Origin of the sequence: Bacteroides sp. AF34-31BH (genome assembly GCF_003602795.1) — a bacterium.
Classification (GTDB): domain Bacteria; phylum Bacteroidota; class Bacteroidia; order Bacteroidales; family Bacteroidaceae; genus Bacteroides; species Bacteroides uniformis.
This window is the reverse complement of record NZ_QTLV01000001.1, coordinates 684472-696467: the sequence shown is the minus strand read 5'-3', so window position 1 is coordinate 696467 and position 11996 is coordinate 684472. Positions and strand designations below refer to the sequence as shown.

General features: G+C 43.8%; 7 protein-coding genes. 5 read left to right on the top strand and 2 right to left on the bottom strand.

Features of this window, described 5'->3' with window-relative positions:
• Window positions 1-23: 23 nt before the first annotated feature.
• Both DWZ67_RS02975 and recJ read right to left on the bottom strand, forming a co-directional pair.
• The gene (locus DWZ67_RS02975; protein ID WP_005830014.1) at window positions 24-1934 is read right to left on the bottom strand and encodes an ATP-dependent DNA helicase RecQ; all 1911 of its coding nucleotides are present in this window, start codon (window positions 1932-1934) and stop codon (window positions 24-26) included.
• 210 nt (window positions 1935-2144) lie between these two features.
• Entirely contained in the window at window positions 2145-3860 is a 1716-nt protein-coding gene (recJ, locus tag DWZ67_RS02970) for a single-stranded-DNA-specific exonuclease RecJ (RefSeq protein WP_005833333.1), read from the bottom strand.
• A 195-nt stretch (window positions 3861-4055) separates the two neighbouring features.
• Here recJ and yaaA point away from each other — a divergent pair, with 195 nt between their 5' ends.
• The 5 genes from yaaA to DWZ67_RS02945 all read left to right on the top strand — a co-directional run bounded on the left by yaaA (window position 4056) and on the right by DWZ67_RS02945 (window position 11896).
• The gene (gene yaaA, locus DWZ67_RS02965; RefSeq protein WP_005830017.1) at window positions 4056-4829 is read left to right on the top strand and encodes a peroxide stress protein YaaA; all 774 of its coding nucleotides are present in this window, start codon (window positions 4056-4058) and stop codon (window positions 4827-4829) included.
• 147 nt (window positions 4830-4976) lie between these two features.
• Window positions 4977-5972 carry a phosphatidylinositol-specific phospholipase C gene (locus tag DWZ67_RS02960; RefSeq protein ID WP_005833330.1) on the top strand — a complete coding sequence of 332 codons (996 nt, stop codon included), beginning with the start codon at window positions 4977-4979 and terminating at the stop codon, window positions 5970-5972.
• A gap of 83 nt (window positions 5973-6055) precedes the next feature.
• Window positions 6056-6880: an ROK family protein gene (locus DWZ67_RS02955; RefSeq protein WP_005833328.1), complete on the top strand. Its 825-nt coding sequence runs from the start codon at window positions 6056-6058 to the stop codon at window positions 6878-6880.
• A 173-nt stretch (window positions 6881-7053) separates the two neighbouring features.
• Complete coding sequence (locus DWZ67_RS02950) at window positions 7054-10236, top strand: SusC/RagA family TonB-linked outer membrane protein (protein WP_005833326.1); 3183 nt, start codon at window positions 7054-7056, stop codon at window positions 10234-10236.
• Between the two features lie 22 nt (window positions 10237-10258).
• Entirely contained in the window at window positions 10259-11896 is a 1638-nt protein-coding gene (locus DWZ67_RS02945) for a RagB/SusD family nutrient uptake outer membrane protein (RefSeq protein WP_005833325.1), read from the top strand.
• Window positions 11897-11996: the final 100 nt, after the last annotated feature.

Here is an 11996-nt window from a genome sequence, read left to right as displayed (position 1 = left end):
TTTCCAACGGCAAAAGTAATGAATTATTTTTTGATTTGAAGCATTCCGTTGACAGCAATTACCTTGCCTTCGTCCAACAATCCATGTAACACATCGATGAGCATGTTTTTATCGTCTGCTATCTGTTCTGCCAAAGTGGCTGGAGTTTGTCGTTTATCAGATAGGGCTTGAAGAATCTTTTCAGAAAGTTCCTTTTCCGAAAGGTGGCCGGAAGGTTTCTTGTTCTTCAAATTGATGCAAGTGTCGCACTGCCCGCAGTTATGCTCGTTCTTCTCTCCGAAGTAGTGTAGCAGCATTCGACTACGGCACACGGTATCGCTGCTCACGTAATCCAGCATGGCACTTATGCGTTTCTCATACCGCTCTTTGCGTTCCTCGTACACGGCGGGAGAGATTTGCAGGTGGCGCATTTCAACCCTCTCTCGCGTGTATATTATATATGGTGTCTTTTTGCGGGGGATGTAACTGACGATACGTAGCTTGGCTAGGTGGATGAGCTGTTCATACACTTGCCGGCGTGTGAGTCCAGTGCGTATGGCCAGTGAATCTTCATTGATGAAAGCATGGTCTGTGAAGACCCCGGTATAGGAGCGGAGAATGGTTTGGATGAGTTTGTCCATATCTTCGCCGAGCTCTCTCAGTTTATAAAGTTCGTCTCGACGGATAGTGAACAGTAGCCGGGATGCATTGTCTTGTTCGTCTGTATATTCCAAGTATCCCGCTTGTGTCAGAATCTTCAAGGCACTGTCCACGGGAACGGGGAAGTACTTGAACTTTCGGCAAAAGTCTTCTATATTGAACTCGCGTACACAGCCTTGTCCATCTCCCATTGCCATCTGGTAATAGTATTGAAGATGCTCATATACTTCCTTTATATATTCTTTTTCAGGAAAGGTGTCGGGAATGCGTTTGTGCAGTGTTGCCTTATCCGACTTGGCGTAAAGGACGACCGCGTAGGCTTTTTGTCCGTCCCTTCCGGCACGTCCTGCTTCCTGGAAGTAGGCTTCTATGGAATCGGGCAGATCCATGTGGATGACAATCCGTACATCCGGTTTGTCGATACCCATACCGAATGCATTGGTGGCGACCATGACACGGCTTTCTCCTGTTTGCCAGCGTTGTTGGCGGATGTCTTTGGTGGCGTCATCCAGTCCGGCATGGTAGAAATCGGCGGTGATGTCTTCGTTGTGCAGCAGTTCGGTAATTTCCTTGGTACGGCGACGGTTGCGCACATAGATGATGGCGCTTCCGGGCATACGGCGCAGGATGTGCAACAGCTCTCCCGTCTTGTTTTCCGTTTTACGGACGATATAGGCGAGATTTTTGCGCTCGAAACTCATGCAGAACACATTTTCCTCACGGAAATGCAGACGGGCCTGGATATCTTTCACTACTTCCGGAGTGGCAGTGGCTGTCAGTGCCAGCACGGGTACACCGGGTAGCAGTGTGCGTATCTCGGCTATCTTCAGATAGGCAGGACGGAAGTCGTAGCCCCATTGCGATATGCAGTGGCTTTCGTCTACCGTAATCATACTGATTTTCATCTTCTGCAGTTTGGTGCGGAAGATTTCAGTATCGAGCCTTTCGGGGGAGATATAGAGGAACTTGAAATTGCCGAATATACAGTTCTCCAGTGTGACGATGATTTCCTGCCTGCTCATGCCTGAGTAGATGGCAAGCGCCTTGATTCCCCGCTTTTTCAGGTTTTGTACCTGGTCTTTCATGAGGGCAATCAACGGAGTGATGACCAGGCAAAGTCCTTCTTTAGCAAGTGCCGGAACTTGGAAAGTGATGGATTTTCCTCCTCCCGTGGGCATTAGTCCCAAAGTGTCCCGTCCCTCGGTAATGCTGTTGATGATATCTTCCTGGATTCCCCGGAAGGTATCGTATCCCCAGTATTGCTTCAGAAGCCTCACCCCCAATCCCTCCCCCATAGGGAGGGGAGTTTTGAAGTTACTACTGCTGCTCATGGTCTTATTGAACTTTCTTGCTACTTCTTATCGTTGAATTGATATTCTTTCCTTCTCTATGCTAATAGTAGTGATTACTAATCTTATAGCATCAACCAATTTTCATCATTTCCTTAATATAAGGAGACTATTCTTATTCCCCTCCCTGTGGGGGAGGGGTTAGGGGAGAGGCTTTCAGTTCGGCTTTATGTCTTCAATCTGCAACTGCACTTCACCCCTCTTATGGGTATTCTCTTCAATGGAATAGCAGATGTCGAAGGAACGTTTGGTCTTGATGAAGCGTACGTGGGAACTTTGCCCGAAAGCGATGCCGTTCATTACATTGTTCGATTTATTATCCACCAGTTCTAGCTTGATATGTTCCTGGTCGCGGCCTACGACTTTGCTGGTACCATAATCATAGACATTGTGCGTACAGAAAATGGGTTTGGCATTGTCCGGTCCGAATGGATTGAATTTCTTCAAGTCGCTGAAGAATTTCGGAGTGATGTCTCTGAAATCAATCTCGGCATTGATGTCGATGACGGCGCATGTCTGTTCCGGCAGGATATTTTGTGATACGAACTCTTCGAAGCGTTCGATAAAGGCCGGTACATTTTCCACCTTCATGGAAAGACCGGCGGCGTAGGTATGACCTCCGAAGTTTTCCAGAAGGTCGCGGCAGTATTCAATGGCTTTGTAGACATCGAATCCGGAGACGGAACGGGCAGAACCGGTTGCCATGTCATCCGTACGTGTCAGTACTACTGCCGGCCGGTAATAGATTTCCGTCAGCCGGGAGGCTACGATGCCGATGACGCCTTTATGCCAGTCTTCATTGTACAATACGATGGAACGTCGGTCGGCAAGTCCGTCCAGGTCAGCTACAATCTTGTTGGCCTCCTCGGTCATGGTCTTGTCCAAGTCCTTGCGTGTCTCGTTGTATTGGTTGATTTGTCCGGCTTTCTCCAGGGCAAGAGAGAAATCTTTTTCAGTAAGCAAGTCAACAGCTTCTTTCCCGTTCTGGATACGTCCGGAGGCGTTGATGCGGGGACCTATTTTGAATACAATGTCACTGACGGTGATGTCCTTGTCCGTCAGTCCGCAGACATCAATGATTGCTTTCAGGCCTACGCTGGGATTACTGTTCAACTGCTTCAAACCGTGGTAGGCGAGAATGCGGTTTTCACCCATAATGGGGACAATATCCGATGCGATACTGACGGCGCAGAGGTCCAGTAAAGGGATAAGGTGATGGAACTCGATACCGTTGTTGAGGGCAAATGCCTGCATGAACTTAAAGCCTACACCGCATCCGGACAGATGTTCATAAGGATAGGTGTTGTCTTCCCGTTTGGCATTCAGAATGGCTACAGCAGGGGGCAGTACATCATCGGGGACATGATGGTCGCAGATGATGAAATCAATGCCTTTCTCCTTGGCGTATGTGATTTCTTCGACGGCTTTGATACCGCAGTCCAATACAATAATCAAACCTACACCACTCTCTGCGGCATAGTCTACTCCTTGGATTGAAACTCCATACCCCTCATTGTAACGGTCGGGGATATAGTAGTCGATGTTCGAATAGAACTGTTGAATAAACTTGTAGACCAATGCCACAGCCGTGGTACCGTCTACGTCATAATCTCCATAAACAAGAATGCGCTCTTTCTTTCCCATTGCCTTGTTCAGGCGCTCTACGGCTATATCCATATCCTTCATCAGGAATGGGTCGTATAAGTCCGGTAGTTGGGGGCGGAAAAACTTCCGGGCATCCGCTGCCGTTGTTATTCCCCGCTCCACCAGCAATTTTCCCAATATTGGGCTAATTCCCAATTCTTGGGCCAGTTGTTGGCTTGCTTCTGCCTGTTCGGGTGTAATGGGTTGATAATTCCATTTGTGAGTCATTTTATATATTATTTTTTCTTTTTCTATCTCAAGATGTTGGGGGAGTAGAGGGGGGCAATACGTGCACTTTTCTCCAACAAGGTGTAAAGGTATGAAAAACTCTTGAAACGGAGGTGAATTCTGCGGAAAAACTTTATAAGTATATGTATTCTCCACTAAAAAACTTTATTTTTGTATCCATTAAAAAATATCGCTATGCTTGTTTTTATCTCTTGTGCAAAGACCATGGCAGCGCGCTGCTCTGTTGTCGTGCCCGAAGTCACAGTCCCGAAATTCGAAACGGAGGCTGTGCGGAATGCGTTGGAAATGTCGCAGTATTCAGTATCCGAATTGGAAAGGCTTCTTCGGGTGAATACCAAAATTGCTGCCGAGAACCGTTTGCGTTTTCATGATTTCTGTTCGGAGGAGAATCGTTCGATGCCAGCCGTTTGCGCCTACACGGGAGCTGTTTTTAAACGCATTCTTCCGAAAGATTTTTCAGCGGAGGATTTTCGTTATGCGCAAGAACATCTACGTATCACTTCTTTTCTTTATGGGTTGCTTCGCCCGCTGGACGGTATCAAACCCTATCGTTTGGAAGGAGATGTCCGTTTGCCCGAAAAAGGTGGAATATCCATGTTTGATTATTGGAAGCCTTTGTTGACGGATTACTTCATAGAGGAAATTAAAAACTGTGGCGGTGTTCTCATTAATTTGGCAAGTGCTGAAATGAAAGATTTGTTCGACTGGAAGCGGGTGGAGCAAGAGGTGCGTGTTATTACGCCCGAGTTTCAAGTTTGGAAGGCCGGACAGCCGAAGACTGTCGTTATCTATGCCAAGATGTGTCGCGGAGAGATGACGCGTTTTATTGTCAAGAACCGTCTGGAGTGTCCTGAGGAGTTGAAATCCTTTTCTTGGGAGGGCTTCGTCTGGGATGAGATACGCAGTACGGAGAATGTATGGCATTTTTCGTTAGGTACATTTATGTAATGAAAAGGTACATTACGTTTGGCTCAGATGTTACTATATGTTGCTTTCGATGTTTGCGCAAAATGAAGAACTAAATACGCAATTTAGGATGAGGGAAAAGAATGAACTCTCTACATTTGCATGCAGTAAACTTAAAAGCAATATACTATGAAGAGAAACGGATTAAGAACAGTTGTTGTATTAGCTTTGACCATATTTCTATTGAATGCTCCGGTTTGTGCTACAGCTTCCAGATTGCAGGATACTTGTGCGGAGGCGCGGGATGAGGTTGCACTGCGGCCTGAGTGGATGAGGATTCTCCATGATACGCTTCCTATATGTAAGATTTCTATTCCTGGTTCACACGATAGCGGTAGTATCAAAGGAGGGCATATGTTGAAAACACAAGCAACAGATATTCCTGCTCAATTACGGCAAGGCATCCGTGCTTTCGATATCCGTTTGGAAAAGAAGGGTAATAAACTGGGGGTGTTTCACAGTCATGCCTTTCAGGATATATATTGGGAAGATGATGTTTTACCTGCTTTTATACACTTTCTGCAAACATATCCTTCTGAGACTTTGATTGTTTCCTTGAAAAAGGAAGGGGGAGAATTGCGGGATTATGCTTCTCTGCTGTCCGTTTCTTTAAGCAGCCCTGAGTATCAAAGTTATTTCGTGATGGACTTTCGCCCTGAACTGACGCTGAAAGATTGCCGTGGAAAGATTCTTTTCCTGCATAGGGATCATGCTATGGATAATTATCCTGGAGCAGCATGTGTAGGTTGGGAGGATGACAGTACTTGCCTGCTCACTCTTCGCAATAAAGATGGTAAGGAAGGAGTGGCTTTGCTCGAAGATAAATATCAATATGAATCGGGTGAGGAGGCCGGGAAGAAGGTAGGGGTTTGTGTCCGTAATATTGAAGGGATGTCTGCTGAGCCGGTTTCCTCACGTCGGTGGGGAATTACTTTTGTAAGTGCGACGGGGCTGCCCTTGGGAACCCCTAAAGTCTTTGCTGATAAGGTAAACAAGCCTATTGCTGACTATTTAAAACAAAAGAATAGCCGGAATTGCGGTATTGTTTTTATCGATTTTGTCAGTGAACCTGGAGGAAAAGATTTGGTGGAATATTTGATTGACAGTAATGTTTGCGCAAAATGAAGATTTATATGCGCAATTGGGAATACTGAAAAAAAAGCATTTTCTTAATTTTGCACATGTTGAACACCTTAATGTTATATACTATGAAACTGTCAATAGATTTAGGAGGAACCAATATTCGAATAGCCCAAGTGGAAAAAGGGAACTGCTTGAATAAAGTGTCGGTTCCATGTTTAGCTCAGCAAGATGCTTCTACTGTGCTAAACCAGCTTTCCCAGCTTATTCGGAATATGATGAATGAGCAGGTAGATGGTATCGGTATCGGTGTCCCTTCAATTGTTGATCCGGAGAAAGGAATTGTATATAATGTAGCAAATATATCTTCTTGGAAAGAAATACACTTGAAGGAGATTTTGGAGAACGAATTCAAGGTGGCAGTTGCCATTAATAATGATTCCAACTGTTTCACTTTGGGGGAGAGCCTATACGGCGAAGGAAAATCTTATACCAACATGGTAGGCGTTACTATCGGGACCGGAATTGGAGCTGGCGTTGTCATTGGCCGTCGTTTGTATGGTGGGCAATATATGGGAGCCGGTGAGATAGGCTCATTTCCTTATTTGGACTCTGATTTTGAACACTATTGCAGTAGTTTCTTGTTTAAACGTTATGGCACTACCGGTGCGGTAGTAGCTGAAAAAGCCCAGCAAGGAGAACAAGCTGCATTGGAGATTTGGAAAGAGTTTGGGAGGCATTTGGGTAATCTTATAAAGGCAATTCTTTTTGCCTATGCTCCCCAGGCTATTGTTTTAGGAGGCGGTATTGTATCGGCTTTTCCTTTCTTTAAAAATGCTATGGAACAAACAATGCAAAGTTTTCCCTACAAGATTATATCGGATAATGTGAGTGTGGTGGCTTCGCATCAAAAGGATTCCAGTTTATTGGGTGCTGCCGCTCTTCTTGAGTAATAATCCCTATACGGTTTGATTGAAAGATAATAAATATTTGCAGTTGTATTATTTTACGCATAAATAAGGACTGTTAGAGAATTGCTTCTTTTGTAATAACTATGTAATTCTGCTTTCTGACCTTTGTGGCGGAATTATAATTTTCTATATTATAAACTTTAAATTTTGAATGCATGAAACAAGTAAATCTTAGAATCTATCGAACGATTCTGACCCTATTGTTGGGACTGTTCTTGTCGGCAGGTGCTTATGCACAGCAGATTTCTGTGAAAGGAACAGTAAAGGATCAGACTGGCGAACCTGTGATTGGTGCCAATGTATTAGTAAAGGGGACGACTAATGGAGTGATTACGGACGTTGACGGAAACTTTAATGTTTCGGCCGATAAAAACGGCGTATTGGTAATCAGTTTTGTCGGCTATGTGACTCAGGAAGTACCAGTGGCAGAAAAACAAATGGTAATTGTGCTTAAAGAGGATACAGAACTTCTGGATGAGGTTGTTGTATTAGGGTATGGTGCGAATACACGTAAGCAGGACTTGTCTGCTTCAGTGGGTGTAGTAAGTAATACTGAAGAATTGGCTGCTCGCCCGGTAACTTCTACCGAAGGCATGCTGCAGGGACAGCTGGCAGGTGTTACCATTACGGCCGATGGTGGCGACCCAACTTCTTCTCCTAACATTGTGATTCGTGGTCAAGGCTCACAAGATGGAGACAATGTACTTTGGGTTGTGGACGGTGTTCCCGGTGCACCTATCTCATCCATGAATGATATTGAAAGTATCGTTGTTTTGAAGGATGCTGCTTCTGCTGCTATCTATGGCGCACAGTCTGGTGCAGGTGGTGTTGTGTTGGTAACTACCAAAAAAGCGAAACAAGGTGCTCCTTCGTTGACTTATGACGGCACTTTTGGTATTCGTCAGGCTACCAATTTGATAGAACCACTGAATGCGGAGCAGCAGATTGAGATGCGTAAGATATCTCATCAAAATGCAGGACTTTCGCTTCCAGTCGGTTGGGATGTTACCAAAAATCCATGGATAGGTACGACTCGTACTGATTGGATGGATGAGATTTTCCGCACTGCCTTCTACCAACGTCATAACGTAGCGTTGAATGTAGGTTCTGATAATTTTTCAAATCGTATATCTTTTGCTTACGATAATGATGAAGGTGTTTTGATTAATACTTTCAAGAAGAATCTTACATTACGTTATAATGGTAAAATGCAGCTGAACAAGTGGGTGAGCGTCAGTGAGGATTTTGTATGGCAGAACACTACCCAACGTTCCAAAGCTACGGATAACGATGCTTATACAGGACCTATCCTTTCGGCTATCTACATGCCGGCAAGTGCCACTGTCTATAATCCGTTGGACGGAAGTTATGGTGGTGTGACTACGGAAGATCCTGCCTATATTGAAAAATATGGTTCGAATTTCTCTGATATCCACGGGGATGCTGTAAATCCGGTACGTCTATTGGAAGCAGAGAATTTGTATGACAAGATAAGTGACATATGGAGCACTACCAGCTTGGAGATAGCTAATGTACTTCCTGGATTGAAGTTTACGAGTCGTTTTACTTATAATATGAAGACTAATCATTACAAGAAGTTCAATCCTATTCGTGATGAAGTAGGTAAACCGGCTTTGTCGAATAATCTTCAAGAAACTACTTACCGTAGAGATGCTTGGAAGACGGAAAATACCCTGACTTATGATAAGACATTCGGTGAACATACGGTTGGTGCCTTGTTCTCGACTACGGCAGATCATTCTGAAACGCGTGGACTGGAAGTGACGGGTAAGGATTTTGCGGATGAATCGGAATTTTTACAATACATGGCATATGCAGGATCAGTGACAGCATCTGACTATTTGACTGGACCTGATGCCAATGTGTCGTTGATTGCCCGTTTGGCTTATTCTTATAATGACCGTTATTTTGCTACTGCATCTTGGCGTCGTGATTATGCTGGACGTTTGCCTAAGGAAAATAACTATGGTGATTTCCCTGCAGTGACCCTTGGATGGAAAATATCTAATGAAAAATTCTTTAAGAAGAGTGATTTTATCAGTTTGCTGAAATTGCGTGCTTCTTGGGGGCGTGTAGGTAATTTGAGCTCTATAGGGCTTAATTATAAGTCTGCTTTGTTGAAGAAAAGCTCGTGGACAGAACAAGCACAATATGGTCCTGAGGCAAATAATATCTGGAATACTTTGATTTACAACGGCTCTGCGTTAAATCCTGATTTGACCTGGGAAACTTCAGAACAGACTGACTTGGGCTTGGATGTTGAGATGTTTAAAAACCGTTTGTCGGTATCATTAGACTATTTTGATAAACGTACTTTCAATTTGATTCAGACACAATCAATGGGGTGGCCTTCTACTATGGGACTCGATGCCATGTTAATCAATCAAGGTGAAGTGCGTAACCGTGGCTTTGAGATTCAAGCTAATTGGAGCGATAAGATTAACAAAAACCTTTCTTATTTCGTATCGGGTAACTTCTCGTATTTAAAGAACTGGGTATCAGATATAGGTGTGAAGGATGCGGATGGCAATCCGGGTTTGTGGCCTAATGATAAAAGGTTCCGTAGCATCCCTTATATGATGCAGAGTACGGAAGGGGAACCTCTGAATTCCTTCTACTTGATTAAGACAGATGGTTTGTTCCAAAGTGATGCAGAAGTTGCCGAGTGGAATGCTAAACATGGAACATATGTGACCAATGATAATGGTGAAAAAGAGTGGGTAGGTATTCAGCCGAATGCCAAGGCTGGTGACTTGAAGTTTGTGGATCATAATGGCGATGGTAAAATTACGGATGCAGACCGTCAGTATATGGGTAGTGCGACTCCGAAGACGACTTTTGCCTTTACATTGGGAATGACGTGGAAAAAACTTTCTTTCAGTGCCATGTTCCAGGGAGTAGGTGGAGCAAAAGCTTTATATGTAGGAAAGTACATGCTGTTGAGTGATGTAGAAGGAAACTTTAACCGTTCCAGCGAGATATTGAATGCTTGGAGTCCTACAAATACCGGTTCTGATATTCCTCGTTTGTCAAAGAATGACCCGAATGGAAACTTTACGACTGCATCTGATTGGTATTTGGAGAATGCTTCTTATCTGCGTTTGAAGAATGTAACCCTTTCTTATGATTTAAGCGATGTATTCCGCAAGTGGTCTCATTTGAATGACCGTAACAGCCGTTTGTCTGTGTACTTCAGTGGTGAAAATCTTGCTACTATCACTGGATATTCTGGTATGGATCCTGAATGTGGTGGCTGGGATGCTTTGAAATATCCGGTATCTCGCGTATTATCTGTTGGTGTAAAATTGACTTACTAATAATTAATAGAGAAGAATGATTATGAAAAAAAATATATTATTTTTTGCGATGTCTGCCACATTGCTTATGAGTTCTTGCAGTGACTTCCTTGATGTGCAACCAGAGGGAGATGCTACTACAACGACTTATTTTACCAATGACCTGCAGGCTATTGATGCTGTAGATGCATTGTATGAAAGATTTCATCAGGAAGCTGTATATGGACGCGAACTGTTTTGGGAACAAGGTGCCGCGTGCGACGTTGTGTGGGGAAAGACCCGTGATTTTCCAACACTTGCTACATTGAAATATACAGGAGACGAATCCCCTTTGCGTACTATTTTTGATACTATGTACAAAGTGATGGCACGTTCCAACTGGGTAATACAAGAGTTGCTTAAGAAAGGGAAAAGCACCACTTTGAGTGATATTGAAAAGAGAAGTCTCGGTGAAGCTTACTTCACTCGTGGATGGGCTCATTTCTTGATCGCTTATCGTTACGGTCTTGATACACAAGGGGTACCTTTTGTCCGTTATGAAGATTTTGAAGGTGGCTATGACAATTCTATTCCTCCTCAGCAAGCTTCGGTCATCGATAATTATAAATTGATTATCTCGGATATGGACAAGGCAATAGAGTATTTGCCCCGTTTTGAAGAGTATGGAGATAATGATAGAGGACGCGCGCACGATGCGGCTGCAGTAGCTTTTAAAGCTAAAGTTTATGCTTATTGGGCAACTTGGGATGCTACACAATGGGGAAATGTAATCAGTATGGTCAATGAACTGGAAACTGCTTACGGACGTGATTTAGCCGGTACTTATGAAGAGTTGTTCTCTTCTGATTTCTCTAAATGGTGGAATAAAGAGTATATTTGGACTATTCCTGGAAATGGTGGCTCTCAAGGTGGCGGTTCGGAGTTTCCGGGAGTTGTCCTTGAGAACAAAGGCTGGGGACAATATAATGGCTGGGGACAGAACAAGCCGTCTTATGATATTTACGAAGAGATGTTGAAAGACGGAGCTGGTAATGACCGTTTGGTTCGTACGGTTTTAGAGTATGGTCAGGAATTTCAATTCTTGGGTGAATCCCGTGCTTTTTATTCAAGCTCGGATATTGAATCCGGTTTTATGATTAATAAATACATGGATCCCTTTAAGTATGAAGATGCAGCCAATAAGGGGTATATCAATACAAACGGAGACTGGCCGACGGTACGTATTAATTTCCCGGTTATCCGTTTTGCAGAAATGTTACTTTTCCGTGCGGAAGCTTATTTGATGACTAATAAAGCGGACTTGGCTACGGCTGATTTGAATCGCATTCGTAAACGTGCCAATGTTGCATTATTGACGGGCACTGCTACTATGGCTGACCTATATCATGAACGCCGTTGTGAATTGGCATTTGAGTTTACAGACCATTTATATGATTTGAAACGCTGGTATCGCTCAGGCAATACTGAAATAAAGGCTTTGGCTGCTGCCGAATTGAATGCCCGTCCGCGCGTACGTCATTATGCCAACCGCCAGGACCCTGCTTCCACATTCGTTGTAGGTGAGTATGAGGATTATACGGATAAGATTGCTTATCAGGATTACATGATCGTATTCCCTTATCCTTCGGTTCAGATTACCAAATCTGATGGTAAGTTAAAACAGAATCCTCATTATGATTGATATTTTCTCTGAAAGAGATAAAATATAAAAAAAGACCTCATTGCCATTGGTCTAATCTGCAGGGGTTGGTATTTTCGGGTATTGATCCTTGCAGATATTT

Excerpts from the sequence above, each read along its gene's own strand:
- DWZ67_RS02945 (WP_005833325.1), top strand. The coding sequence starts at position 10,259 with ATGAAAAAAAATATATTATTTTTTGCGATGTCTGCCACATTGCTTATG.
- DWZ67_RS02950 (WP_005833326.1), top strand. The coding sequence starts at position 7,054 with ATGAAACAAGTAAATCTTAGAATCTATCGAACGATTCTGACCCTATTG.
- yaaA (WP_005830017.1), top strand. The coding sequence starts at position 4,056 with ATGCTTGTTTTTATCTCTTGTGCAAAGACCATGGCAGCGCGCTGCTCT.
- DWZ67_RS02975 (WP_005830014.1), bottom strand. The coding sequence starts at position 1,934 with ATGGGGGAGGGATTGGGGGTGAGGCTTCTGAAGCAATACTGGGGATAC.
- DWZ67_RS02960 (WP_005833330.1), top strand. The coding sequence starts at position 4,977 with ATGAAGAGAAACGGATTAAGAACAGTTGTTGTATTAGCTTTGACCATA.
- DWZ67_RS02955 (WP_005833328.1), top strand. The coding sequence starts at position 6,056 with ATGAAACTGTCAATAGATTTAGGAGGAACCAATATTCGAATAGCCCAA.
- recJ (WP_005833333.1), bottom strand. The coding sequence starts at position 3,860 with ATGACTCACAAATGGAATTATCAACCCATTACACCCGAACAGGCAGAA.